Source organism: Bacillus xiamenensis (assembly GCF_001857925.1).
GTDB classification, from domain to species: Bacteria; Bacillota; Bacilli; order Bacillales; family Bacillaceae; genus Bacillus; species Bacillus xiamenensis.
This window is the reverse complement of record NZ_CP017786.1, coordinates 3,011,403-3,035,344: the sequence shown is the minus strand read 5'-3', so window position 1 is coordinate 3,035,344 and position 23,942 is coordinate 3,011,403. Positions and strand designations below refer to the sequence as shown.

The 23,942-nt window shown below is 39.1% G+C and carries 28 protein-coding genes, 1 pseudogene and 1 CRISPR repeat array; of the genes and pseudogenes, 5 read left to right on the top strand and 24 right to left on the bottom strand.

Annotated features, from left to right (window positions below):
• Positions 1 to 8: 8 nt before the first annotated feature.
• Positions 9 to 1,109 carry a ribosome biogenesis GTPase YqeH gene (gene yqeH, locus BK049_RS15435; protein WP_008356193.1) on the bottom strand — a complete coding sequence of 367 codons (1,101 nt, stop codon included), beginning with the start codon at positions 1,107 to 1,109 and terminating at the stop codon, positions 9 to 11.
• 2 nt (positions 1,110 to 1,111) lie between these two features.
• Positions 1,112 to 1,633, bottom strand: a complete 522-nt coding sequence (locus tag BK049_RS15430; RefSeq protein WP_008356191.1) for a YqeG family HAD IIIA-type phosphatase — start codon at positions 1,631 to 1,633, stop codon at positions 1,112 to 1,114.
• A gap of 362 nt (positions 1,634 to 1,995) precedes the next feature.
• On the opposite strand from BK049_RS15430, the gene BK049_RS15425 reads away from it, so the two are divergent.
• Positions 1,996 to 2,136 carry a sporulation histidine kinase inhibitor Sda gene (locus BK049_RS15425; protein ID WP_003217327.1) on the top strand — a complete coding sequence of 47 codons (141 nt, stop codon included), beginning with the start codon at positions 1,996 to 1,998 and terminating at the stop codon, positions 2,134 to 2,136.
• A gap of 135 nt (positions 2,137 to 2,271) precedes the next feature.
• On the opposite strand, the gene BK049_RS19595 is transcribed toward BK049_RS15425, so the two are convergent.
• The 4 genes from BK049_RS19595 to BK049_RS15410 form a co-directional block, all read right to left on the bottom strand.
• Positions 2,272 to 2,421, bottom strand: a complete 150-nt coding sequence (locus tag BK049_RS19595; RefSeq protein WP_003217499.1) for a hypothetical protein — start codon at positions 2,419 to 2,421, stop codon at positions 2,272 to 2,274.
• Positions 2,422 to 2,499: 78 nt separating this feature from the next.
• Entirely contained in the window at positions 2,500 to 3,228 is a 729-nt protein-coding gene (locus BK049_RS15420; RefSeq protein ID WP_034738389.1) for an SGNH/GDSL hydrolase family protein, read from the bottom strand.
• 84 nt (positions 3,229 to 3,312) lie between these two features.
• A complete protein-coding gene (locus BK049_RS15415) occupies positions 3,313 to 4,053 on the bottom strand; it encodes a polysaccharide deacetylase family protein (RefSeq protein WP_071168898.1) in 741 nt (246 codons plus the stop codon).
• 166 nt (positions 4,054 to 4,219) lie between these two features.
• The gene (locus BK049_RS15410; protein ID WP_071168897.1) at positions 4,220 to 5,341 is read right to left on the bottom strand and encodes a response regulator aspartate phosphatase; all 1,122 of its coding nucleotides are present in this window, start codon (positions 5,339 to 5,341) and stop codon (positions 4,220 to 4,222) included.
• A 231-nt stretch (positions 5,342 to 5,572) separates the two neighbouring features.
• Here BK049_RS15410 and sigK point away from each other — a divergent pair, with 231 nt between their 5' ends.
• On the top strand, positions 5,573 to 6,301 hold the full coding sequence (gene sigK / locus BK049_RS15405; protein ID WP_034738387.1) for an RNA polymerase sporulation sigma factor SigK: 729 nt from the start codon (positions 5,573 to 5,575) through the stop codon (positions 6,299 to 6,301).
• A 134-nt stretch (positions 6,302 to 6,435) separates the two neighbouring features.
• Here the strand turns inward: sigK and BK049_RS15400 are convergent, their stop codons facing one another.
• From BK049_RS15400 to BK049_RS15350, 9 genes are all read right to left on the bottom strand, one after another.
• Positions 6,436 to 6,708, bottom strand: coding sequence for a DUF3986 family protein (locus BK049_RS15400; RefSeq protein WP_071168896.1), 273 nt, complete (start codon positions 6,706 to 6,708; stop codon positions 6,436 to 6,438).
• A 696-nt stretch (positions 6,709 to 7,404) separates the two neighbouring features.
• Positions 7,405 to 7,971: a CRISPR direct-repeat array (repeat unit 32 nt; unit sequence ATTTCAATCCACGCACTCATGTAGAGTGCGAC).
• A gap of 180 nt (positions 7,972 to 8,151) precedes the next feature.
• Positions 8,152 to 8,442 (bottom strand): CRISPR-associated endonuclease Cas2, encoded by a 291-nt coding sequence (cas2, locus tag BK049_RS15385; protein WP_008356173.1) that lies wholly within the window; start codon positions 8,440 to 8,442, stop codon positions 8,152 to 8,154.
• A 12-nt stretch (positions 8,443 to 8,454) separates the two neighbouring features.
• Entirely contained in the window at positions 8,455 to 9,486 is a 1,032-nt protein-coding gene (gene cas1c / locus BK049_RS15380; protein WP_071168893.1) for a type I-C CRISPR-associated endonuclease Cas1c, read from the bottom strand.
• Complete coding sequence (cas4, locus tag BK049_RS15375) at positions 9,483 to 10,142, bottom strand: CRISPR-associated protein Cas4 (protein WP_008356169.1); 660 nt, start codon at positions 10,140 to 10,142, stop codon at positions 9,483 to 9,485. Before cas4 ends, cas1c begins: the two co-directional genes overlap by 4 nt.
• Positions 10,132 to 10,992 carry a type I-C CRISPR-associated protein Cas7/Csd2 gene (gene cas7c / locus BK049_RS15370; RefSeq protein ID WP_008356168.1) on the bottom strand — a complete coding sequence of 287 codons (861 nt, stop codon included), beginning with the start codon at positions 10,990 to 10,992 and terminating at the stop codon, positions 10,132 to 10,134. Before cas7c ends, cas4 begins: the two co-directional genes overlap by 11 nt.
• 3 nt (positions 10,993 to 10,995) lie before the next feature.
• Positions 10,996 to 12,873, bottom strand: a complete 1,878-nt coding sequence (cas8c, locus tag BK049_RS15365) for a type I-C CRISPR-associated protein Cas8c/Csd1 (RefSeq protein WP_071168892.1) — start codon at positions 12,871 to 12,873, stop codon at positions 10,996 to 10,998.
• Complete coding sequence (gene cas5c, locus BK049_RS15360; RefSeq protein ID WP_071168891.1) at positions 12,870 to 13,592, bottom strand: type I-C CRISPR-associated protein Cas5c; 723 nt, start codon at positions 13,590 to 13,592, stop codon at positions 12,870 to 12,872. Before cas5c ends, cas8c begins: the two co-directional genes overlap by 4 nt.
• A gap of 77 nt (positions 13,593 to 13,669) precedes the next feature.
• Entirely contained in the window at positions 13,670 to 16,093 is a 2,424-nt protein-coding gene (locus BK049_RS15355; RefSeq protein WP_071168890.1) for a CRISPR-associated helicase/endonuclease Cas3, read from the bottom strand.
• Between the two features lie 821 nt (positions 16,094 to 16,914).
• The gene (locus tag BK049_RS15350) at positions 16,915 to 17,208 is read right to left on the bottom strand and encodes a spore coat protein (RefSeq protein ID WP_071168889.1); all 294 of its coding nucleotides are present in this window, start codon (positions 17,206 to 17,208) and stop codon (positions 16,915 to 16,917) included.
• Positions 17,209 to 17,391: 183 nt separating this feature from the next.
• Here BK049_RS15350 and BK049_RS15345 point away from each other — a divergent pair, with 183 nt between their 5' ends.
• From BK049_RS15345 to BK049_RS15335, 3 genes and pseudogenes are all read left to right on the top strand, one after another.
• Positions 17,392 to 17,709 (top strand): hypothetical protein, encoded by a 318-nt coding sequence (locus tag BK049_RS15345; RefSeq protein WP_008356159.1) that lies wholly within the window; start codon positions 17,392 to 17,394, stop codon positions 17,707 to 17,709.
• 35 nt (positions 17,710 to 17,744) lie between these two features.
• Positions 17,745 to 17,960, top strand: coding sequence for a hypothetical protein (locus BK049_RS15340; RefSeq protein ID WP_008356156.1), 216 nt, complete (start codon positions 17,745 to 17,747; stop codon positions 17,958 to 17,960).
• 37 nt (positions 17,961 to 17,997) lie between these two features.
• Positions 17,998 to 18,385, top strand: a pseudogene (locus BK049_RS15335) (substrate-binding domain-containing protein); the annotation flags it as partial.
• Positions 18,386 to 18,551: 166 nt separating this feature from the next.
• On the opposite strand, the gene BK049_RS15330 reads toward BK049_RS15335, so the two are convergent.
• The 9 genes from BK049_RS15330 to BK049_RS15290 all read right to left on the bottom strand — a co-directional run bounded on the left by BK049_RS15330 (position 18,552) and on the right by BK049_RS15290 (position 23,906).
• Positions 18,552 to 19,277 carry a DsbA family oxidoreductase gene (locus BK049_RS15330; RefSeq protein ID WP_071168887.1) on the bottom strand — a complete coding sequence of 242 codons (726 nt, stop codon included), beginning with the start codon at positions 19,275 to 19,277 and terminating at the stop codon, positions 18,552 to 18,554.
• Between the two features lie 149 nt (positions 19,278 to 19,426).
• A complete protein-coding gene (gene hxlB / locus BK049_RS15325) occupies positions 19,427 to 19,984 on the bottom strand; it encodes a 6-phospho-3-hexuloisomerase (protein WP_071168886.1) in 558 nt (185 codons plus the stop codon).
• Positions 19,981 to 20,613 (bottom strand): 3-hexulose-6-phosphate synthase, encoded by a 633-nt coding sequence (gene hxlA / locus BK049_RS15320; RefSeq protein ID WP_071168885.1) that lies wholly within the window; start codon positions 20,611 to 20,613, stop codon positions 19,981 to 19,983. The genes hxlB and hxlA overlap by 4 nt, the downstream gene beginning before the upstream one ends.
• Positions 20,614 to 20,810: 197 nt before the next feature.
• Entirely contained in the window at positions 20,811 to 21,167 is a 357-nt protein-coding gene (gene hxlR, locus BK049_RS15315; RefSeq protein ID WP_029708013.1) for a transcriptional activator HxlR, read from the bottom strand.
• Positions 21,168 to 21,244: 77 nt separating this feature from the next.
• Positions 21,245 to 22,114 (bottom strand): alpha/beta hydrolase, encoded by an 870-nt coding sequence (locus BK049_RS15310; RefSeq protein ID WP_071168884.1) that lies wholly within the window; start codon positions 22,112 to 22,114, stop codon positions 21,245 to 21,247.
• Positions 22,115 to 22,167: 53 nt separating this feature from the next.
• Complete coding sequence (locus BK049_RS15305; RefSeq protein ID WP_008356143.1) at positions 22,168 to 22,545, bottom strand: hypothetical protein; 378 nt, start codon at positions 22,543 to 22,545, stop codon at positions 22,168 to 22,170.
• 18 nt (positions 22,546 to 22,563) lie between these two features.
• Positions 22,564 to 22,911, bottom strand: coding sequence for a YxiJ family protein (locus tag BK049_RS15300; protein ID WP_071168883.1), 348 nt, complete (start codon positions 22,909 to 22,911; stop codon positions 22,564 to 22,566).
• Between the two features lie 59 nt (positions 22,912 to 22,970).
• On the bottom strand, positions 22,971 to 23,369 hold the full coding sequence (locus BK049_RS15295) for a YxiG family protein (protein ID WP_008342588.1): 399 nt from the start codon (positions 23,367 to 23,369) through the stop codon (positions 22,971 to 22,973).
• A 60-nt stretch (positions 23,370 to 23,429) separates the two neighbouring features.
• Positions 23,430 to 23,906: a hypothetical protein gene (locus BK049_RS15290; protein ID WP_071168882.1), complete on the bottom strand. Its 477-nt coding sequence runs from the start codon at positions 23,904 to 23,906 to the stop codon at positions 23,430 to 23,432.
• Between the last annotated feature and the right edge of the window lie 36 nt (positions 23,907 to 23,942).

Sequence of the window (23,942 nt, the reverse complement as noted above, 5' to 3'; positions counted from 1 at the left end):
TTGAACTTTTAAATTAACGAACGTCTCATAAACACATGAACGCCTTTTGGCGCATAGACTTTGATTTGCTTTCCTGCATCATTCGCTGTCACCCAGCCTAGTCCTGAAAAGACAATGTCCGTTTTCGGCTGATCAATGGTAAAGGTGTGCGGAACGAGCGGCGGAAAATCTTCCATTCCCTCTTTTGACGGCGGTGAAAGCAGCTCTCCTGCATGCTTTTCATATAAGTCATCTGCGTTCTCCAGCTTTGTCCGGTGAATGTTGAGCTCGTTTGGCATGTAGCAGACAAATGAGGTTCTGCCGCCTTTTACATAATCAAATCGAGCGAGCCCGCCAAAGTAAAGCGTTTGAGCTTCATTTAACTGGAACGTTCTCGGCTTTAATTCTTTTTTCGGCGTTAAAATTTTCAAATCGTTTTTGTCCACATAATGCGCCATTTGATGACGATTGATGATGCCCGGCGTATCAAATAACGCTGACCCGTCATCAAGCGGAATCTCAATGGCATCAAGTGTTGTCCCCGGGTATTGGGATGTGGTGATCACATTCTCTTCCCCAGACACCTCTTTAATGATTCGATTAATAAATGTTGATTTTCCGACGTTCGTACAGCCGACAACATAGACATTTCTCCCGTCGCGGTAATGGTCGATTGCTTCCATCACCTCAGGCACACCTTGTCCTCTGCTTGCACTGATTAAGAATACATCAATTGGGTTTAATCCGTTTTCTTTTGCTTCCCGCTTCATCCATTGAACAAGACGGTCCTTTTTCACGGATTTCGGTAATATATCTACTTTGTTGCCGACAAGCAAAATCGGATTACCACCGACAATACGGCTCAGCCCATTGATCCAGCTTCCGTTAAAGTCAAAAATATCAACGACCTTCACAATTAAAGAATCGGTCTCGCCAATGCTGTGTAAAATATTTAAAAAGTCGTCTTCGGTTAATGACACATCCTGAATTTCATTGTAGTTCTTTAACCTAAAACAGCGCTGGCAGATCACATCTTCTTTCAATAGAGATGCTGCCGGCGCATATCCTAATTGATCTTTATTTTCCGTCTGAATGGCTACACCGCAGCCAATACAAACAACCTTTTCCATTATTACTCTTCCTCCCACTGAATGTGGCCCTTACGCTTTAAGGCTCCTAAAATTCTGCGTTCAATCTGCCTGTTAAACTTCGTGAAAAATCCGTCCGACGCCGCAACAGGAACAACCAAAATCGTATGGAAGCCATGTCTGTTCCCGCCAAGCACATCTGTCATAAGCTGATCCCCAATGACAACCACATCTTCTTTTTTCAATTGCATATCAGCAACTGCCTTATTAAAAGCTCGTCCCATAGGCTTTCTCGCTTTATAAATAAACGGAATGTGCACCGGCTCAGAAAAAAGCTTGACCCTTTTTTCGTTATTGTTCGATACAATCGTCACTTGTATCCCGTGATCTTTCATCTCTTGAAACCATTCAATTAAACGCGGGGTCGCACTTGGACGGTCCCATTCGACTAGTGTGTTATCTAAATCGGTAATAATGCCTTTCACATTTCGTTCTTTTAGTTTTTGCGGTGAAATGTGGAAAATACTTTTCACAAATTCATCTGGTAAGAAATACTTCTTTAGCACAGTTTGCACCCTTTCTTCCTTTGGTTTTTCATCGATCGTGTCGAATCAAATCATAATTTGTCTGTCTATCGAATACAATGAAAAAGTTTTCGACATATGATGAGGACCTTCAACAGGTGTGGATAATTTTACACACATTATCCACCTATATTTCATCACGCTTTCATTCAATTATAAACACTCTACCCACAAGTTATCCACTTAACCATGTGGATAACAGAACGATTGTTCTTGTTTCCCATTCATGGTAGATTAAAGGTACTTCAAAGACATTCGATCAACCTATGATGATATGTCTTTTCCTCAAATTTTATGCCAACTTTTTCAGGGGAGGTGTTTTTCCCATCATATGGGTTTCTAGTATGAAAAAGCTGTCAGATGATTTACTTATAGAATCGTATTATAAAGCAAATGAAATGAACTTAAATCGTGACTTCATTGAATTAATTGAGACAGAAATGAAAAGACGTTCGCTCGGGCATATGCTCTCTGTTTCCTCTTAATTCCATATCACCAGGAACCATGCCTCCCGAGCACTCTCCTTTTTAAACTCAGGTGACTGATATTATATCACTTGCGCTATATGCTTACTACTATTTTCCGTAAAAAACACCCCTTCTAATCAAAGAAGAGGTGTCTTATTTGCAAGGCTGTTCATTCCAAAACCATAACCCTCCGCCTACGACCAAAATGACAACAAGGAATACAACAAGAAAAGCGTAACCGATTCCTGCTCCTTGAGCTGGATAAGGCGAACACGCAGGGTAAGGATAAGGACATCCCCACATATCAGTTACCTCCTTCTAGGAAGATATACTGTTAGACTATGCTGGATGGATGGTCTTGTTTAGGCAGATGGCCTGCATTTAAAAATGTTTAATGACATCACGCTCTTTGATTTCGTTATAAATGATTCTCGCCCCTTTTGGTGTCATATGATTGCCAGAAGGGTCAATGAGACCTGACTGAATCAGGGCATTGTCACTGTCTTCACCAGCTTCTCGGATGAAAGCTTTCCAATTGTCGACAAGCGGCACTTGCTGTTTTTTTGCTACTTCTCTTGTGATGTCATTATATGAGTTTTGCCAAGCTCTTGCCCCGCCTCTCTCAGCAAAATAAGATGACTTATACCGAGAGTAATAATACAAGCCCTTTTTCCCACCTTCTACAACAGGCACACAGGTCATGAGAATCGGGGTAATCCCTTCTTTTCTACTTTCAGAAATGAAGTAGGTTAAGTTTTCTTTAAATCGTTTTTTGGTCACGCGAGGGTGTTTCCCGTCTAGAATCGCCGCATCATTTGTGCCGAACATGATGAGGACGTAAGTTGGTTTTTGTTTTAAAATATCTTGCTCAAAGCGAAGCTTCGCATCTTCTGTTGTCTGCCCGCCAATGCCTGCATTCTTCACTTGAATTTGGCCGCGCTCGACGTTTTTCATGAGATTCACCCATTTTTCAGATGTTGGATAATCTCGAAAATCCCAGTTTGATCCTCTTGTGTTACTGTCACCGAATGCAATGACGCTTTCCTGCGCTGGTTTTGAGCACCCAGCAGCGACACATAAGAGGATGAAAAGGAAAACAAATTTCTTCACAACATTCACCTCCAAAAGCCCTCTTCATATAGTAAACGACAAGACTTTTGGTTTCAATGAATGACTGTTTTTGACGAATGCTTTCTATTGTAACTGAACCGGCACATAAGCTCTATCATGATGGAGCAGTTCGCTGACTTTCACAAACTGATAGCCTCTATTCTTTAATTCAGGGACCACCTGTTTCAGCGCTTCTACCGTCTGCTTACGATTTCCCCCGCCATCATGTAAAAGGATGATATCGCCGCCCTGAATATTTTCGATAATACGGCTGGCTATTTTGTGTGCACCAGGCCTTGACCAGTCCTTCGGGTCTTGCGTAAAGGACCACATGACCACATCATATCCTTGCTTTGAAAGAATGCGGAATGATTTCATGCTCAAGCGTCCGCCAGGAGGACGAAATAATAAAGGGCCGCCTGGCTGGAGGGATGCGATATGAGCTGCTGATTCTTTTAGTTCCTGCTTGATTTCCTTCGATGACAAAAGGTCAAAATACGAATGGTTCATCGTATGATTGCCGAGCTCATTTCCTTCGCCTACAATCCGCTCTGCTATTTGTGGGTATGCATGCATACGGCTCCCTATAACAAAAAAGCTGGCATTCACTTCATGCTCTCTCAGCACATCTAGTATTTGATTTGTGTATTCCGGATGAGGGCCATCATCAAAGGTTAACGCAATCTTTTTCCGTTCCTCTCTCATGTCCCAAAAGGCTCGCCCTGTTTTTTCTAGGTCGATTCTTTTTAATGTCCGCGCCTCTATTTTATTAGGAACAAAAGCACATAATACGCATACACACATTAAGATATGCAACCCTTTCATCAGACCGCCTCCACAGAACATGATTACACATTAAATTGCCCGCTTTCTGATGAATTCATTCAAGATTCATGATCATGTCTGCTTCTTTTCCGCATAAAAAAAGCCGGCCCATCAGGCCCGCTTTTTGTTTCACGTTTGGTTTCTCTCTTCAACTGTCGAACGTTGCTTAGAATTCATACAGACACTCTCCTTCTTGGATTTGATTTTGAGCCCATAGTAATTTTCGATAATACTGGTTGGACTTCTGGTACTGTTGAGAGGCTTCTAAGGCTGTCGCAATTTCTAGTGAGATATCCTCTATATAAGAGTATAGGCTAAGTTTTTCCAAATAATCAATGGTTTTTTGCAGTTGTTCTTCATTGATTCCCTGAACATATAAAGCATCCAGATACTCAAACATATGACAGAACAGCTGGTCTTCATGCTTCTTTGAGGCCAATTTCCCATCCTCTAATATGCGCATTGCCTCTGGCTGCTCATTTTGTCTAAAAAGCAATTTGGCCAATGTATAGAGTGTATGAGGAAGTGTAGGAAGCATCTCTTTGCGGGCGAGGTCAGCCGATTGGGTTAAATATCGTTCTGCTTCCTCTCTATAGCCTAGCTCTCCATAACATTTCCCTAAATTATAGAGCGCCGAGCTATAAATGCGCGGATGGTCAATTTGAGATGCGAGCTGTTTTGCCTTTTTCAAATGAGGCAGCGCCCGATCTTTACGTTTTAAATCTTGGTAATTACCTGAAATGACAAAGAGGCACTGAATAATGCGAATGGAATATGCAGCATGCTGATCGTAGATTTCAAGTGCTTTTAAAATATGGTGCATGGAGACATGCGTTTGTTTCATAATATAGTAGGCTTCTGCTACTTTAAAATGAAACTCAGCCTGCTCAATATCATCAAATACCATGGACAGCTGCTTTTCTGCCATTCGATAATATTTGACGGCCTCTAAATATTCTTTTTGACTAAACTCATGCATGCCACGAAAAAATGCGTGGTAATAATGCAGCATATCAGATAACTCATGATTGGAATTTTCGATTTTATCGACAAGGTTAGATACTGAGAAAGGTTTATATTTTGAAGGGTGTATATAGTCGAGCATAATTTGGTGCCGAAAACACATGAGCTGATAATAAATCAGTAAATGCTGGTCCTCTTCCATACGTTCAATTTCCGCTTCTACTTCCGCTTTCAAGATTTCCGCATCTGGAACACTGAACTGCCGTATCATTCGATACCATTCATTAATTTTCATGCCTACATGTGAAGAAAGAACCTTCCCCATGTTCCGAAAAAACCCCTTCCTTTTCGGTCTAATATTACATATTTTAGCACGTTTCTTAACCGCCAAGCACCGCAAAGAAACCGCAAACATATGAGAATGGCAGCAAAAACATTCGGACCCAAACACATTATTTTCGAAAAAGATGATTTTTTCCTCGTACAGACACAGACAATCCTCCCTTCACATACATTTGAGGATATAGGCAGTGGCCTAAACATGGTGGAGGTGAAAATCGTGGCAGGAGTATTTACAGCGATGGGATTGATGGTCAAAGAATTGGTGTTTTTAGTGTCCTATGTCAAAAACAATGCCTTTCCACAGCCCCTTTCGGGAGATGATGAAAAAAAATACTTAGCCCTTATGGCGCAGGGCGATGAACATGCAAGAAACATGCTGATTGAACATAACCTTCGGCTCGTCGCCCATATTGTCAAGAAATTTGAAAATACCGGGGAAGACGCTGAAGACCTCATCTCCATCGGGACGATCGGACTGATTAAAGCCATTGAAAGCTATTCCTCTGGAAAAGGAACAAAGCTGGCAACATATGCTGCGCGGTGTATTGAGAACGAAATCCTCATGCATTTACGTGCACTCAAAAAAACAAAAAAGGACGTCTCTCTGCATGATCCTATTGGTCAGGATAAAGAAGGCAATGAAATTTCATTAATTGATGTTTTAAAATCAGAAAATGAAGATGTGATTGATACCATTCAGCTCAACATGGAGCTTGAAAAAGTCAAGGAGTATATCGACATTCTCGATGGCCGAGAGAAAGAAGTCATCGTCGGCCGGTTCGGTCTTGATTTAAAGAAAGAGAAAACGCAGCGCGAAATAGCAAAAGAGCTCGGAATATCGCGAAGCTATGTGTCCCGAATTGAGAAACGGGCGCTGATGAAGATGTTTCATGAGTTTTACAGGGCGGAGAAGGAGAAACGGAAGCGGGAGAAGGGGAAATGAAGACAGACTTCAAAATAACTTTTTTCTGTATTTAAAAACAGATCTAATATGGGTCTGTTTTTATTTTGTCCATTCTTTCTTCTGTAATAGAAAGAAAACCGATCTTTGTTAAAGGCGATGCCCGCACAGCCTATTTACTTGACTATCCCATTTTCTTTTAAAAAACGCTCAAACAGCTTATTACCTTCATTCTCAATTCTGTCCTCTTCAATGGAATACTCCCCTATCAATAGCCCTAAACCCACGTATGTTTCATATGGCTTTAAAAATGTAATCCCATAACTTTTATGATCAAAAAACAATAGCCATTTTCCCGTTTCTAAATTCTTAAAGAACACCCCTTCAACATCAAAACCTCGTTCATAATACCCAACATGAACGTGCATGGTATCATCTAAAATATGCATTTTTTCCTCCTTTACACGTTCCATCTGCTTCACCCGTAAAACCCCCCTCTAGCTTTATAGACCCTGTTTGAAAATCAATATTCCTCAACCCCATCCATTCAACAACATCAGGCATCGTTTGGTCGTCAGGCTCATAGGGTTTACGGGCAATATCGTCTCCCTTTTGAGACAAATTAAAGAATCAAATAAGAAAATCATCCAGCACCTAGATCATCAAAAAATAAACAAACCTCCTTCATATAGTGGGGGTATTAGATTCGAGAGATACAATCTTTATGACTTCCATTTCAACTATTTTTTATCAAGCAACATGCTGATTCTCTGAATATAATGGAACGCAATATGACCCAGACAGAACAAAAGCCCAATTATCGCAAGAATATAGATGGGCAGCATCAAACCTGGAAAATAGTTTATCACCCATCCCAAACCAACCGCTGTCAACATATATAGGCTGATCAACCTCATCAATACCACTGAAACACTCCTTTCCTTTACATACATTTATTCCAGCAAATATTCAATAAGTATTCAATTACCTCTTTTCTTTCCCATTGCAAACTTACTATTTTTTTACATAGGTTGATAATTTAGCATCAAATTAAAAATTCAACATAAATAGTAAGTTAGACTTTCGATCCTACACTCATGTAGAGTGCGACGGACGATCGCACAGGGGAATGGGTCTATCCATATATTTCAATCCACGCACTCATGTAGAGTGCGACTTCGTATCCGTTCCATATTTGGCTCTGTGTTGATATTTCAATCCACGCACTCATGTAGAGTGCGACGTTTGTTCTGTATGGTTGTCTAGGTGCAAAATTGAATATTTCAATCCACGCACTCATGTAGAGTGCGACACACAAACGAAGGTAGAAGCTCATATCGTTAAAATATTTCAATCCACGCACTCATGTAGAGTGCGACGAAATCGTCTCCACAATTTCACCATGATCAGCACATTTCAATCCACGCACTCATGTAGAGTGCGACCCTAGCAAACAAGATAGCTCTAGATGGGTTTGTAATTTCAATCCACGCACTCATGTAGAGTGCGACAACATAGATATAATCCATTGGGAATTGTGCAACTTATTTCAATCCACGCACTCATGTAGAGTGCGACAGTGCTAGAAGCTTTACCATTGTTTTCAATTCGTATTTCAATCCACGCACTCATGTAGAGTGCGACTTTAGGTTGACCAGTGATGGTCAAAGTGCGAAGAAAATTTCAATCCACGCACTCATGTAGAGTGCGACGGCGATTTTCAATAAAAAAACAAAATAAAACAGCTTCTTTTTAAGAAAATCAGTTAAAAAAGACACATCTATTTGTACAAAGTATCAATTAATGAGACATAAGGAGATAGATTTTGTCGAAAAATCTTTCTTTTTAGGTGCGAATGCTTCAGGGAATTTATGTGCACCCCACATTCGCACCTAAAAAATAAAAGGATCTTCTACAAAAATTGTTTCTTTTACCCCAACTTGTTCTACTTTTTTTCGATATTGGTTACCTATTTGGTAAAAACGAATGCTATCTTTTTCTTCGTTGATAGCTTGCAACAACTGATGCTTCATTGTAGCAAACTCCGTTGAATCTATAATACATTCAAAAACAGAATGTTGTACTCTTTGGCCATAATTTTGACAAATTTTCGATATTTTCCTAAGTCTTCGTTGCCCAGCTCTATCAATTGTGCTGATATCATATGTAACCACAACCATCATATCAAACATCCCCTACTTCCAAAGAAATGGTGGGTATTCATCTAAATCATTTCGCAAAAATCTTGCGAGAAGGAGTGCTTGAGTGTGGGGTACTAATCCCCATGCAATTTTTTCACCTAAAAAAGGATGTTTGATTTTCTCTTGTTTGCGATTTTGCCATGCAGTTAAAAAAGTTCTTCGACCTTTGTCTGTCATGATGACTGCACCATTTTCTTTTTTTACAAAGTCAGATGGAGAGATCATTTTCTTATTCACCATTGTTAAGACAAATTTATCAGCATATACCCCTCTAAGTTCTTCCATCACATCTAAAGCAAGTGATATACGCCCTGGGCGGTCTCTATGAAGAAATCCTACATAAGCGTCTAGTCCAACTCCTTCTAATGCTGCTGCTACATCATTAGCTAGTAATGTATAAGCAAATGAAAGCATGGCATTGATCGGATCAAGAGGTGGTCTTCTGGAACGGGAATGGAAAGAGAACGCTTCTTTTTGTTGAAGAATCATTTCATCGAATACTCGATAGTATGCGGAAGCTGCTTGTCCTTCTAAGCCCCTTAACCTATCTAAATCAGACTCGATCCTCACATCAGCTAAAATATCTGAAAGATGTTGAGTCGTTTGCTTAAATAACGCTACATTTATTCTCAATGGGTAGTCTCTTGTCATTCGCTCAAGCATCCATTTATGGTTATATATCTTGCCAAATATAAAATTCCTAGCGACTTCAACTGATATATCTTGACGATCTGACATTCGATATTGTTTTTTTCTCAAAGTGACATTTCCTCTGCTTTTTCCGGAAACTCTCGCCAAGAAGCGTCCACTCATTGATAAAAACACTATCGAAATATGTTTTTCGGCACAATAACTCATTAAAGCGGGACTCATTCCCCTATACCCAAAAGAAACAATTCCCTCAATATTATGGAGAGGAAGACGACCTGCTTTTTCTTGTTCCTTCAGTAAAACAATATTCTCTCCATCCAAAGCTAAATAGACTTCAGGCTGGGTAATAAATATTGTATTTAATAACTTCCTCATTCATCCATCGCCCTTTCAATATACTGTTTGACCGTTCTTTTATTCATCAAACTGGGTAAACAAATATGTTGAAGCGAGCAATTTTTGCAAAAGGTTCCTGTTTTCACTTTTGGTGTATGACGCCTCTCAAAAAGATCCAGCATCTCTGTCATCACAACTTTTGCTTTAATTCTATTTTCTGTCGTAATTGGTACTTCCACCCTTTGTTTGATTTCATGATAATAAATATATCCAGACTGAATATCACAAAGAAGCATTTCTTCTAAACAGACAGCTTGTGCGGTCAATTGAAGAATGTCAGCATCATTCATTTTTGGCTTCCCTCTTTTATACTCGACAGGGAAAACAAGGTAATTCCCTTCTAAACTAGGGATGTAGACTCCTTTTTTATGTGAAATAAATTCAACGACGTCACAAACCCCGCTTATTTTGAGCTGGTGAGATACAATTGGCATTCCCCTAACAACCAATTTGTCTTTTCTTTTCTCTCTCACAAATGGGTTATCGGCTTTTTGATGAAGGTGCTGTCCTTCAATGGTTTTTACATTCTCTGCCCATTGTTGTTCGATATGAATGAGTGCCCATTGCCTTTTACAGAACTGAAAATGTTGAATACCAGACAGCATGAAGTATTCTTCTTCTCTATTATTTGCCATCCAACACCTGATATTGTAGACCTTCTAACTCTGATACACTGAAGTGATAGTCCTCCTCAAACGTTTTTGGTTCACCATGTAATGGCTTTATATTCAACAATCGATGAACTTTAGCAGATGAATATTGTCCCATTTTCGATTGATGCTCCCACCAAATCACTTTGTTTACTTCCATACTGCCTTCGGGACGTGCAGATGAAGCATCATTTTCAAATAATGTACGAAGTGCTTCTTTTATATTCTCTGCATCTTGTTCTGTAAAACCTGTTTTCTCAGCTAGTTGCGTGTTGATACTTCCATAAAAGATATAAACCCCATGTTCTACTCGATGTTTCATTCCCATCGTATCAGAACCTTTTTTCTCACCAGGCTCACTGTTTACACTCTTTGTGATCTGCATACTCGTCAAGTCTATGGGAGTAATACTCGTTGCGGCATGGATGGATACTGGTCCCCTCACTCCTACAGAAACACCTCCACCTGTCCCCTTAAAAGCAAAGACTTGACCAAAACTACGTACATCAGTCCATTTTTCACATGCCAATCTGGCAATCTCATCCATAGTCGCTTTCTTATCTTTCAGACGTTTTCCAACATCAGGATCTGCTTCTGCCCGCTCTTTTAAGCTGCCAAATCCATCTATCTTCCGATCGTTAGATTGAACAAAAATAGATTCTCCCATATCTAATAAACGATTTCTGATTTTTCTTTTAATGGCTACATCAGAAATTTCTCCATATCCTTCATGAGTTTGTCTTGGACGGTTTCCGTTGAGCGGATCTCCATTTGGGTTCGCTTTATGGACAGATAGCACAACTGCAAAATCAATTTTTTTGTTTAAAGTATTCATGTTTTACTCCCCTTTTTCGTCAGTCCCATTCATTTTTGTCTGATCTCTTTTTTGATAAAGTTCATGTCGTTGACTTGAAAAACCTAAGATATATTTCCCCGATAATGGTTTATTTGTATAATCATCTACTGCAAAAGAAGAAAGAATGCCATCCATCATTTTTTCTAGATACATGCCTCTTGCTCCAAGTTTTATGCGGTATGGCTGTAATGCTGCATATATTGTTGTCCATGTTCGTTCTGGGTGTCTTGAAAATGCATTCATATAACGTATCGCATTCGTTGATCTTTGTTCATCACTTCCAAGAGCACGTCTCTCCAGCACATCTGCAATGGCAAGCAATCGACCAAATAGATAACTTCGGTCTGTATTTGACTGATCTAAAGCCACTTCCATTCCCTCCTTTATATTCACTAATGCACATGCAATACCTAATGTTTTTTCCCATTCCCAGCTTTTCATTGCAACAGGATTAGAGGCACGTTGAAAAGCAAGGTTAACAATATCCTTTGGTATGTTCTGATTCATTTGATTTCCAACAATATAAGGCACTAGACGACTTGCCACCTCTTTTATCAATTGTTCCTTCACTTGAGGACCATACATGGCAAAGGCGATATCCTTTGGTGTTGGTGTCCCAATAGAGGTTTTCCCCTCAGCATAACGCTGCCTCCAACAACATGACACATACCAATGATTTAACCTGTCCAAATATAAATGCTTGTCCATATTAATATAGTAGAGTACTGCAAGCCTGCCCGTTGTAGCTGCATCTAAAATTAAAATATGAATATCTCTTTTTTTCAGTCGAAGATCATGTTCGTATCCAGCTAGTGCTTTACTGATTTCTTGTGCATATTCTCTTGCAGTAAAACTTTCTTTTTTTTCAGGAAAATCTTCAAATGAATACGGATCGTCAAAAGGCGAAGGAGTCTGTAATTGGTCATATTGCCAAACTAGAAATACCCTTTGATCTATTGATCTCCCTTGATATTGAATTAGCCATTTCAACGCATTGTGTGCCTTTTGTGATACCTCATAGCCAACACTTGCAACTTGCTGACTTTTATCAAAACGGCCTCTAAAAGTAAATCCACTTGTATCGTTTGACGATATCAACTTCGCCTTATCCCCTGAATGCCGTATTTTATTAGCATGTCTTTCAGTTTGAGGAATCACTTCGCCTTTTACAAAGCAAATATCTTCATCATTTAATAAAGTGTTATAAAACTGAACGAATGAATCATACATTTCTCCATCATTCCACACCTTACGACTTACTTCAGGATAAGAATGGACATCAAATCTTACAAAAGCACTAAATTGATCACCCGCTAAGACTGAAAAAATATCAGGCTTGTTTTCACCATATTTTTTATCCCACTTCTCTATCAAATGTTGATTTTCATCAACGTGAAGAATACCTTCATCCACCAAATTTCGAATCAGCGTTTTTTGTTTTAGATAAGCTAAAATACGACTCAATTTAGGATGTGCATGAGATGAATTGGCCCATAATTCCAAATTTTCGATATATCGTTGGAAATGCTCTTTCCTTTGTCCACCATACGCCTCATAATCTCCTGCGACATACATCAGCTTATCATGCAACGGATATGGGGCAACAACACTACCTGCACGACTAGAAGAGGCTTCTGTGCAAGGGATAACAGTCACTGCATCTTCCTTATCTGTCACCTTAGCAGAATGGAATGACCCGTCCTTTGTTACAAGAACTTCAATATGTGCGGTTTGTGTTGTGTGTGAAATTGGTAGAAGTGTAAACGTTTTAGATTTATCTCCATAAAATCTTTCTTCTATCTTTCCAATCCTGTCTAGATTCTCTTGATACGTTTTATACAAGTTCAAAAGCCAACTCATGAGCCCATTTCCCCTTTAATATGAGTAAGCAACTCTTCTACGCTTTCGATATGATCCCGATCGAACTGTTTGACACCCATTTGTTTTACCCGCCTCACGAGCTGGCATTCTTCTGGTCGTATAAATTGAATATATCCATCTGTCATCGCAGGATTCCATAATCTCACCTCTAAATGTTGACCACCTGTTTCATCAGGATAGTTCAGTCCATGGACCATCGTACCGAAGTGAATATCACCATAATCGTCATAGTAGCCCTTCCCTTCTCCAAATTCACACGGTTCCACGTAGCCCTGGCATTCCCTTGTACCAAGAAAAATATCTCGCCTGCCACCCACATTGAGCGCACGCTTCAAGATGTTATGGTGCTTATGTTCATTACGATCAAACGCCAAGTCAGATCGATGTAAATTAAATTCAAAATGAGCTTGTACCTGATATTCTACATCTTGTAAATATGTATAGTATGCCAGTGTATTTTTGTCCCTGCCATACTCAATTGGCCGTACTCCTTTTGATTCCATTTTGATCGGTTTCATGACCCTTATTTTATCAACAACCATCAATAAGGTAGGTTTCCAATAAATTGATTCGACAATTCCCTTTAGCGCCTGATATGTAGGAATATGATATGAGTACTTCTCACCACCCATTTTTGTCAAAGGATCAGTAAATAGCGCATAATTCCCATACAAGCGGAATGAAATTGAATTTCTCATCCCAACACCTCCTATCCCAGCTTCCTTTATATGAAAATAACATAACATACCATCACATTAATGTAAATTTTTAACTTTTAAAATATAGCTATTTCCATAGAACTATCATTCTCTAAATTCAAACCGAAATTCGTCTGATCATATGCACCTTCTGTTAAACAAAAAATTTGACCGTCCCAATAGCTTTGAAGAGCTCCCTGTCTGATCAATTCTTCCTTTTGATAAGATAAGATATTAATTGAGTATCGCTGGGCATCTTTTAGTAACTGAGTGATGTTGACCTGATGTGCACCGTTAAGTTCAGCGATGATAGCTTTTCCTTTTTCCTGATATGGAACAATGACACTTGTCGTTGATTGATCAATTACTTTAAAATGATCACTTGCAGTTTTATAACTGCCATATAGACAAAGAGGCAGCTTTTGATCGTGTTTAAATGTATAGGCAGCATGGTAACCATTTTTTCCAGTGATTAATTCAAGCATGCTTTTCTCAAGAGCTTTCATTGGGTAGTCTAACCTCGTCTCAAACTTCAAATAAAAATGTTGAAAATAGTAGTTCATGGCCTCCCTAGAAAGCAGGTGCCCGCCATAAGCAGAGGGATCCCTTTTTACATCTTCTAACATGCGCTTAACAATTTGACCACCTTCCTTTATTTCACACAGATGCGTCAGCTTTTCTTCTTGATAATCAATGATATAGACAAGCCCTTTTTCCTTTTCTCCATGGCGATTACAGCGCCCCGCTGCTTGTGCAATGGAATCAAGACCTGCTAAAGATCGTATAACGCATTGAAAGCTTATATCCACACCAGCTTCAATTAACTGAGTACTGATGCAGATGACTGGTTCTTGGTTTCTTAAGTGAGTATTGACTTTTTTTAAAATATCTTGGCGATGTGCAGCACACATCGATGTACTTAAATGATAGACAGGTAAGTTCAGTTGGTGTAAACATTCAAACAAGCTTTTGACAACTGATTTTGTGTTTAAAATAACCAACACACTGTTTACACGTTGGAATTGTTTTTGAACAAACATTTGCAATTGTTCAAGATGAAATGATTCTTGAGTCGCACAATCGATCATTTCCACCCGGCGAAAGGCTTCGATTATCTCATCGATAGACTGAATCATTTCAGCATCTTGGTTCAATGCTAGTTTTTTTCTCACAACGTGCAATGCTGGCTGCGTAGCTGTACAAAGAACCACACTACATTTTGCTTTTTCTTTGAGAAAATTTACAGTTTCATTAAATATAGACACACAAGAGGTCGGTACCTTTTGTACTTCATCAAATATCACGATCGATTCAGCGATTTGATGTAGTCTTCTCGTATTGCGGTTACCTTTTGCATAAAAGATATTTAAAAACTGTACCATTGTCGTTAAAATAATTGGCGAATCCCAGTTATCTCTCGCTAATTTCAACTGGTAGCTTCGATTAAAAGCAGATTCATCCAACTCTTCTTGATCTTCTGCTACATGATCTGCGCTCTCAATGACATTAGAATGATGTTCTAAAATGTGCCGATCGTCCTGTAACACCTTTCTTAACTCATCTGCATTTTGTTCGATAATTGTTGTGTATGGCACAACATAAATAATCTTCTTTTTATCATTGTAAAGCGCATGTTCCAGTCCATACCGAAGACTAGCCAGCGTCTTCCCACCACCAGTAGGAATAGACAGTGTATAAATGTCTGAAGGGTATTTTGCATGTTGAGCGCACTGTATGGACATATCGTTTCTCAATTGATTGATGGGATGACTTGTTAAATGAAACGTATCTAAATGGGATAACAATCGTTGATGAAACGTTTTAAATAATTGGTCTACTTGAACAGATTCAACCGTTTGCTGTTTCTCTTCAAAAAGGCGAGAGTTGGTACGATCCGCATCAATCAATGCACTAAAAACAAATTTAGTTAAATAAAAAGATTGGTCATATACAGACTTTGGTGGAGAATCAATATATTCTTTTAGTTCATGTACCGCCTGTTGAACATATAAACGAAATGTAGTTTCATTCATCACATCTTCAAAAAATCGTTTTTGAATAAAAGGTAACTCTTTTAATTCTGGTGTTTCTTTATCTCTGACTCTTGTCAAAAAAGGTGAGTCTGCTTTTTGATTTAAAAAATCTTGCAAATCCGAATGATGAGAAATAACTGCATTAGCAACAATTTCTACTAAAAGAGAATAATACCGGTCGTTTGGAGGACCATGAAACATCTGATATAGCATCCGTCCCCCTGCCGTTGAATGATCAACACTTCCTCTCTGCGGAGGTAGATCAGGAGAAGCAATTGCTTCTCGAATATAATGCTGAAACTCTTTAGAATATTTACCCAAATCATGAAGAACTCCTGCCAATCCAGCTATATGGCGAATGCCAAGCTTATCTCCAAACATTTCACATAATGCCTTCACTTCTAATAAATGATCGGAAACGGTTTGAATAGCACCGTCTTGTTTTCTCACATGTGCGATATAGTTCATATTAAGCTCCTTGATTGATTTTTAGGCTTCTACTTTTGTCTATATGTAAAAGTTCACAACTCCTGTTGACCTTTAAAATGGGACTAAACTAATAGACACTCTATCTCTCATATCATCATTTCAATCCTAGCACTCATGTAGAATACGACAGTCAATTTAAAGTAAATTATACCATTTTATACATTATTTTAAATGTTATTTCTTTGGAATTTTCGATTTCTAACGGGATAGCGAGCAAAATATAAACTTATGGGTATTATTTTTAAAAATGGTGCGAATCTTCTAGATATTTATGTTCATCTAGTGTTCGCACCATTTTTTCATCAATTATTATGTTTGTTTTTCTTGGCTCTTCTTCCTTCCACTCCTCAAGCTCCAGCACCGTCACCTCTCCTCTCGTGATGCCGTCATGTCTGGATAACGTGTGTTTAGTCTTTTCTTTCCTTCGCAAACGAAAGAACTTTTGTCATTAGCGACTTCCCTATACCCTGTCTGCGCCCATTCGCTGCCACATGTGCTCGATTCTTTCATTTTTGCAGGTTTTCTTGTATGAGTGTAACCGTCTCCACCAGCTGATTTTAATGCAAGGCTTAAAATGTCCACATTGATTGTGGTGTAGCAAAACGCATCTTGTAGTTTCCAATTTTATCTTGAAAGGAGATTAAAGAATGTTGGCCGCTTTGCACGGATTCCTTCCATCAGCTATTCATAACTCGGAAATCGTTTTTTTCAGCTTGATCACGGATAATTAAATGAAAGGAAACATTAAACACACAAAAGGCATCCCACACAGGATGCCTCTCTTTTTCCTCACGATCACACTACCACTTACAGCGTTTCACCCGGCGGCAGCAAGGGTTCTTGATATCACTGCCACAATCGTACTCTTCTACAATATACTCGTTTCGAGTAGATTGCGTCACAGGATAGTAGTTTTCAATTCTTTTGATGTTTTTATTCACGTTTGTGATATGAGTTGGATGAATCTTTCTGATCGTTTGTTCGTTTGTTGTCGTGTTGACAATTTGACGTGTAGGGTATACAACCGTTTCAACTTCTCCAAGATTCCCCCTGCGAGGCCCAAAGAAAAAATTGTCTAATCGATTCCGGCTCATCTCAACACCCCTTCAAGTTGTCTTTCACTTACACTCTATCGTATGTAAGAGACGCGATTTGTGATTAGATGCTTGTCTATTTTGGATAAAATTCGCTTGCAATCTATTTTTCTCTTTCTTTACAAAAGGACAATTTTAACATATTATACAAATGATCTTTTGTGAAAGAAAGGACATTCATTGATGAAAACAAAACATAAGCTCTTTTCATTGTTCATCCTGCTCGTTGTGATCATCACCCTCCCACTGCTGTCGCCTATGGTTTTTACAAATGCGACTGAAAGAGGAGCCATTCGGCATGCCATTTATCAAGAAGGCTACCCTTACCAAAGCTATTTTGCTATTTTGCAAAAAAAAGATGATGTAGACCCTCAATATGGCCAGCTTTATGATGTGTATTGGCAGGCTTGGAAAAGCGAAACGGGGATGACACCTTACGTCTGCTATTCAAAAAAGATACAAGAAAAAGAATATAAGGTCAGCTGCGGAACTGCACCATAATCTTTCCAATGACCTTGAAAAAAGAGGTGAACGATATGTTTAACACAACATCACAAACCATGGAACGAAACAAATTGGACATTGCACTTGAACTCACTCAATTGCATTTGAATCGTTATGAAACGAAACATCCTGATCAGCTCAGTGAAATTTATGCAAAATATTATGCACTTCTTGAAGTACTGGATTTGTCTTCATATGATCAATTGATTGATTTACTGCCACATGAGCTGAAACAGACGCTTGAGTAAAAAAAACCATCTATCCACGGGACGGGACTGACCCCCGTTTTTGAGACAGGAATCAAAACAGCATTTAGGGGATCATATTCAAACATTTTCACGTGCACACCAGCATGAGCTGACCGCCCTCGTTTGCTATAACGATGAGGTGGGGTTAGAAGTGGCAAATGTATGCAGTGAAATGGGGCTATCCATTCAAGATGATCTGTCGATTATTGGACAGGATAACTCGTATATTGTCCAAAAAAATGCCCCTGTGAAGCTGACAACACTGACACATCCTCAGGAGCAAATGGGACGAGATGCAGCAGACTGGATGATTAAGAACATTCAAGGAAAAAAGAACCTGCCTGATCAAACATTTTACGAGCCCGAACTGATTCCAGGTGAAACGATTAAACAACTGAATGAACGAAAAAAATGAGCCCTCTTTACAGGTGGCTCATTTTGCTGTTGATCTTTTTAGCATGCTCATCAAATCATATGACGGAGGAACCTCTTTGCCATTTTCTTTAGGGTCTAAGATATTGTCATAAAGGTGTCTTCATGATTCATGAATAAAAAAATCCCCATCTTTTATCAAGATAGGGAGAATATCTATTATGCTTCTTCTTTATTTGATGGCACTGCACATACGCCATCTGCACATGCTGCTTCAAATGAAGCAGCAGCAGCTTTCTTCGTTTGCACTGCTTCTTCTGTCCAAGCCGTTTCAAGCGCACGAAGGAACGTATCTGCTGGCTGTGCACCAGCAACCGAATATTTGTCATTGATCAAGAAAAAAGGCACGGCAGAAATTCCGAGCTGTCTAGCTTCTCTTTCATCTTTTCGCACTTCATCTGCAAATTCTTCTCCGTCTAGAACCTTCTGTACTTCGTTCTGATCAAGACCTGCTTTTTCAGCGATTTCTAAAAGGGTTTGACGATCACCAACATGCTTGCCATCTGTAAAATACGCTTGAAACAGCTCTCCCATGACAAGATCGCCTTTTCCCATTTTTCCAGCATATTGTGCGAGCTGGTGGGCATCAAAGGTGTTTGTTAAAATAAGTGGATCGAATTGAAAATCGATTCCTTTCTCCTTGCCAGCCTGCTTTACTTGTTCATTCATTGCGATGGCTCTGCTGCGGCTCATGCCATATTTTTTGACGAGCATATCATGCACATCATAATCTACTTCAACAGGTGCATGCGGATCAAGCTCAAAGCTTTTAAACTCTACTTCTACCTGTTCTTTATGAGGGAATTGATCAAGCGCTGTTTCTAGCTGTTTTTTTCCTATATAACAAAAAGGACAGGCGATATCTGACCAAATTTGTACTTTCATCTTCATCTTCCTTCCGAGGCTTACGTTTTTTCCTTTAAAGATGTAACTATTATAGTTACATCTAATCCATTATGTCAAGTGATCCTCCTTTTTGAGTTCCATTTTATTAAAAAAACCTTCCCCTAAAAAAGGAAAGGTTTTAACCATGGCTATTCTAAGTTCGCATGGTGACCGTACATGTTATGTGTGTCGAGCTCTTTCATCTCCATCAATCTCAAGACGACCGCATCATACATAAGAAGCAAAGATTGCTCAAATAATGAGCCCATCGGCTGAATCGTATGATGCTTTCCCTCATGTTGATCCTTTGGCGCACCTGACAGTAAGATGACTTCATCCGATAGATCAGCTATAGGTGATTCAGCTGAAAGAGTAAACGTTGCCACTCTTCCGCCAATCGCCTTTGCCTTTTTCACGAGCACAAGCAAGGTCTCTGTGCGACCAGAACCGCTTCCGACAATGAATAGATCCTCTTTTGTAAAAGCAGGCGTATTCGTTTCGCCGATCACATAAGCCTTGATGCCGATATGCGTGAGCCTCATGGCAAACGCTTTTCCCATCAAACCAGATCTGCCTGCACCAGCCACAAAGACCTTCCTTGCGTTTAAAATACTTGAGACAAGCTTTTCTGTTTGTTCATCTTGAGTAGCTAAGGAGTGCTCAGATAGCTCACTTAAAATGGCTTTCACATAGTCGCTTGTTTTCATGATTGTGTGATCAACTGCTTCATTTGCGCCGCCACTTCTGCTTTATTGTCTTGGCTCGCAATACCACCGCCGACAATAATTAAATCTGGGTTTAATTTCACAACTTCAGGTAACGTATCAAGCTTAATACCGCCTGCAATCGCTGTTTTCGCCTGTTTGACCACTTGTTTAATGGTCATAAGGTCAGCAAATGAGTTTTGACCAACTGCTTGCAGGTCATAGCCTGTGTGCACACAAATATAATCGACTCCAAGCTCATCCAGCTCTTTCGCACGACCAGCGATATCTTTAATACCAATCATATCGACTAAAATTTCTTTCCCTCTTGCTTTTGCTTCCTTCACCGCTCCTTGAATGGACATATCTTCTGCCGCCGCAAGAATGGTCACAATATCCGCTCCAGCTTCGGATGCCTGCTGCACTTCATAACCGGCAGCATCCATAATTTTCAGATCGGCCAGCACACGTAAATTCGGAAACGCCTGTTTGACTTCTTTCACAGCACGCAGCCCTTCGTTGATCACAACGGGGGTCCCAATCTCGACCACATCAATAAATTCTTCTACTTCTTTGATCAGCTCAATTGCTTCTGGTATATTCACTAAATCTAATGCTAATTGTAATTTCATCAACTTTCACTCCTGTGCATTTATTTCATCTTCAAGAGCTCCGCGGATGATGCATCTTGAATCTTTCTTGCATGAAACGAGTATAACAACAGGAATGGCGCAATCCTAGTACGCACTTTTTTTTTACATACTATACTTTTTCGCATATGGTCACAAAAAAGATACTGTCTTTCGACCAGTATCTCATGTAGGTATTTCTATTTATCATCTTTTAAGAAATTGCTGTCGAGATATTGTTTGCCCCAATCATACATCGCCTCTAAAATTGGCATTAAGCTTTCTCCTAGTTCTGTGAGAGAATACTCAACCTTTGGCGGAACGACAGGATAAACCTCCCGGTGCACAATGTGATCTTCCTCTAATTCTCTTAGCTGATTGACAAGCATTCTTTGCGTAATCCCAGGCATTAACGACTTTAACTCACCAAACCGTTTTGTCCCTTCTCTGCCAAGGTGCCATAAAATCAACATTTTCCACTTCCCGCCGATAATATTCAGCGTCAGCTCTTTTTCGCAATTGAACACTTTATTTTCCATTCGTGATGACAATAACATACACTCCTTTGATCTCAAACCATTTACAGATTATCATATACCGCGGCAAAATGGATTACCTGAGCATACGGTTTTCATTATTGATTTTGTTTTTTCACAAAAGCCATGACAGCCTTTGTCATCTCTTGCGCTTCTTTTGGCGCCCGGTCTGATCCAAACCATTTATTTAGGTCACTGTGGCTCAGCGTATGAACCCGAAAAACATACCGAGAGCCTTTATCATGATTGAGCTTTTCGGCAAATCGATATCCTTCAGGATTTTCCCATCTTGTAACTAAATAAACAGGCGGCAGGTTGGCTCCGTTCATATAAGTGACAGGCGAAGCCTTTGTCCAGGTCTTCTCCTGTTGGCCAAACACTTTTTTATACGATGGAATGGCTTGTATAAATTGATTGATGTTTAACGGTCCATCTAAAATAACGATGGATTTGATCGTTTTTGGCGACAGCCCCACACGTTTTAAGTAGGTCGAATCTGTAGCAACCAATGCCGTTAAATGACCACCTGCTGAGTGACCCATGACATTAATTTTTGACGAATCGATTTGATATTCATCTGCATGATCCTTGACCCACTTAATAGCATTCGCCGTATCATCTGCCATCTGCTCATAGGTGGCATCAGGGTGAAGCCTGTAATTCATTGAAACAAACACATACCCTTGACCCGTAAAATAATCCGCTTTAGAAGCAACTCTGTTTTTATCACCGCCTGTCCATCCTCCCCCATGGAGATAGATCATAACTGGATGCTTCTTCTTTTTGTCTTCATCTTTTCCCTTTGGCATATACATATCGAGTGTTTGCTGTTTGTTTTGTGTGTCTGCGTAATGGATGTTTGTCGTCGGTTTAGGCTGGTTGAAACGGAACACAAAAAACGCACTAACCAATAAGCCTGTGATGACAGCTACAAATAAGAGCCCTTTCATGATTCGATTCAATGTCATTGCACCTTTCTGTGTTGGGATGGGGAAGTATGATTCGCACATATGTAGAGCGACTAGCCCGATTCATTTGATACGACTTGTATGACTTGAACCGTTTGACAGTAAAAAGAAAAATACTGTTCTTCATAATCTTCGACAAAGTAATTCAAATATTCCCAGCCTCTATCCAAAAGTTGAATGTTCAAAAAAAGATAGGAATCGTTTGTTAACTCCAAATCTTTGATTTGAACAGAAGAGACGTTGGTAAATTTCAGATGAATGTCTGCTTGCAGATTCGGGGAATCATATGGGATGTGTATTACAATACAGTTGATCAAGTCGTAATGTTCATTATACTCTTTAAAGTAGTGAAATTCATTGATTTGCTTTAGATGGTTGATATTGAAATCAGGGATTTGTTTCTGGATTTTTTCATTTAAAAACCATGTCATTGTTTGGCCTCCAAGAGGTTATTGTATAAGTGCAATGATTCGTTTTCTCGTTTCCTCATGGTACTGAATATAGGAATGTAATAAAGGATATGACGTAAGGATATGTTGATACGTTTTGATTTGAGGATATTGCTCTTCAAATGACTGACGCAGCACGTTTAACTGTTTTTTCGGTATTCGTTTATGATCGATCACAAGACTCAAGCTGCCTGCAACAAGTGTAAAAAACATATAAACATCTCCTGAGCATATCCCAGTTTCTTCTTCAAAAGAGACGATATCATCTGGATAACTAGAATCTAATAAGTATTGATAACGTTTCTTTAATTCATCGAATAAGCCTTGTTTATCCCCGCTAATTTTCATGGCCCTCTCCCCATTCTCTCAATGTTTTTAATTCTGATTTAGACGCTAATGAGATCTTTCTATACACTGCAAATAAATTCTTGTGAATCGAAACATACGTTTTTCGATTCTATTGCGAGTAACATCCCATTGATGTTAAATAGAAAATTTGCATTTGAATCAAATTCTTCAAGAAGTACATTTTTAAGGTTCCCTATCCCATTAGGATGGTAACTACATTCAAAAATTTGCCAATTCATCTCTTCTTGAATCAATTCTTCAAATCTATCATTACCTTCACCCCCATTATAATAAAGACTCGCCACATTCATAAATCGCAATTCATGATACCGAGCATCATTTATTTCACTTATACTAATGTTTATGACTAGTTCTTTACGAAAAAAATCAAATGAGAATGCCAGTACATCACAGACACCATCTAAATAATCGATCCATTTCTCTATACTGCTAAACATCTCATTCACTCCCCTAACGTATTTCCCTATTTTTTCAAAATGAACTCTATTCTTATCGTGTCACGGAGTTTGTAAATATTCTTCAAATGAAATAAAGTCCGCTTTTTTTCGAAATTCGCTTAAGATATTCTGATCTCCTGTAAAAATAACATCTGTCGAATCAAAAAATCCGATTTCAAACACGGCTTGAGGGATAACGGGTGTATAATTCACGTTCCAATATCGTTCATTCTCTTCAATTTGAGGTATTGAACTGATATTCAAATGCTCTACATGACGAGGCAATGCGGTCAAAACAGCGAAAATAAAAGAATAAGAATAGTCGTGTAAGAATTTTTTGAAATGTTCACCCTTTAGAAATAAAAAATCCGTATAATTCGGCATGACTTCTGAATGAGATTGATTTTTTCGATCGTGAAGCATTGTGAGGGTCACATCACTTATGACCCAGTTATACTCTTCTACGTTTAAATTGATTTTCTTTATTAATTCATTTACTTCGAATAGATTTTTCTCTTTTGCTAATACGATTCTCATTACTTGCTCCACCTCACCGATTTAAAACATCAGACG

Excerpts from the sequence above, each read along its gene's own strand:
- cas8c (WP_071168892.1), bottom strand. The coding sequence starts at position 12,873 with ATGAGTTGGCTTTTGAACTTGTATAAAACGTATCAAGAGAATCTAGAC.
- BK049_RS15310 (WP_071168884.1), bottom strand. The coding sequence starts at position 22,114 with ATGACATTGAATCGAATCATGAAAGGGCTCTTATTTGTAGCTGTCATC.
- BK049_RS15345 (WP_008356159.1), top strand. The coding sequence starts at position 17,392 with ATGAAAACAAAACATAAGCTCTTTTCATTGTTCATCCTGCTCGTTGTG.
- hxlB (WP_071168886.1), bottom strand. The coding sequence starts at position 19,984 with ATGAAAACAAGCGACTATGTGAAAGCCATTTTAAGTGAGCTATCTGAG.
- BK049_RS15305 (WP_008356143.1), bottom strand. The coding sequence starts at position 22,545 with ATGACATGGTTTTTAAATGAAAAAATCCAGAAACAAATCCCTGATTTC.
- cas2 (WP_008356173.1), bottom strand. The coding sequence starts at position 8,442 with ATGATGGTTGTGGTTACATATGATATCAGCACAATTGATAGAGCTGGG.
- cas4 (WP_008356169.1), bottom strand. The coding sequence starts at position 10,142 with ATGGCAAATAATAGAGAAGAAGAATACTTCATGCTGTCTGGTATTCAA.
- yqeH (WP_008356193.1), bottom strand. The coding sequence starts at position 1,109 with ATGGAAAAGGTTGTTTGTATTGGCTGCGGTGTAGCCATTCAGACGGAA.
- cas1c (WP_071168893.1), bottom strand. The coding sequence starts at position 9,486 with ATGAGGAAGTTATTAAATACAATATTTATTACCCAGCCTGAAGTCTAT.
- hxlR (WP_029708013.1), bottom strand. The coding sequence starts at position 21,167 with ATGTTATTGTCATCACGAATGGAAAATAAAGTGTTCAATTGCGAAAAA.
- BK049_RS15330 (WP_071168887.1), bottom strand. The coding sequence starts at position 19,277 with ATGAAAGTACAAATTTGGTCAGATATCGCCTGTCCTTTTTGTTATATA.
- BK049_RS15400 (WP_071168896.1), bottom strand. The coding sequence starts at position 6,708 with ATGCATATTTTAGATGATACCATGCACGTTCATGTTGGGTATTATGAA.
- BK049_RS15350 (WP_071168889.1), bottom strand. The coding sequence starts at position 17,208 with ATGAGCCGGAATCGATTAGACAATTTTTTCTTTGGGCCTCGCAGGGGG.
- cas5c (WP_071168891.1), bottom strand. The coding sequence starts at position 13,592 with ATGAGAAATTCAATTTCATTCCGCTTGTATGGGAATTATGCGCTATTT.
- BK049_RS15290 (WP_071168882.1), bottom strand. The coding sequence starts at position 23,906 with ATGAGAATCGTATTAGCAAAAGAGAAAAATCTATTCGAAGTAAATGAA.
- BK049_RS15300 (WP_071168883.1), bottom strand. The coding sequence starts at position 22,911 with ATGAAAATTAGCGGGGATAAACAAGGCTTATTCGATGAATTAAAGAAA.
- BK049_RS15425 (WP_003217327.1), top strand. The coding sequence starts at position 1,996 with ATGAAAAAGCTGTCAGATGATTTACTTATAGAATCGTATTATAAAGCA.
- BK049_RS19595 (WP_003217499.1), bottom strand. The coding sequence starts at position 2,421 with ATGTGGGGATGTCCTTATCCTTACCCTGCGTGTTCGCCTTATCCAGCT.
- cas7c (WP_008356168.1), bottom strand. The coding sequence starts at position 10,992 with ATGAATACTTTAAACAAAAAAATTGATTTTGCAGTTGTGCTATCTGTC.
- BK049_RS15415 (WP_071168898.1), bottom strand. The coding sequence starts at position 4,053 with ATGAAAGGGTTGCATATCTTAATGTGTGTATGCGTATTATGTGCTTTT.
- BK049_RS15410 (WP_071168897.1), bottom strand. The coding sequence starts at position 5,341 with ATGGGGAAGGTTCTTTCTTCACATGTAGGCATGAAAATTAATGAATGG.
- BK049_RS15295 (WP_008342588.1), bottom strand. The coding sequence starts at position 23,369 with ATGTTTAGCAGTATAGAGAAATGGATCGATTATTTAGATGGTGTCTGT.
- BK049_RS15340 (WP_008356156.1), top strand. The coding sequence starts at position 17,745 with ATGTTTAACACAACATCACAAACCATGGAACGAAACAAATTGGACATT.
- BK049_RS15355 (WP_071168890.1), bottom strand. The coding sequence starts at position 16,093 with ATGAACTATATCGCACATGTGAGAAAACAAGACGGTGCTATTCAAACC.
- hxlA (WP_071168885.1), bottom strand. The coding sequence starts at position 20,613 with ATGAAATTACAATTAGCATTAGATTTAGTGAATATACCAGAAGCAATT.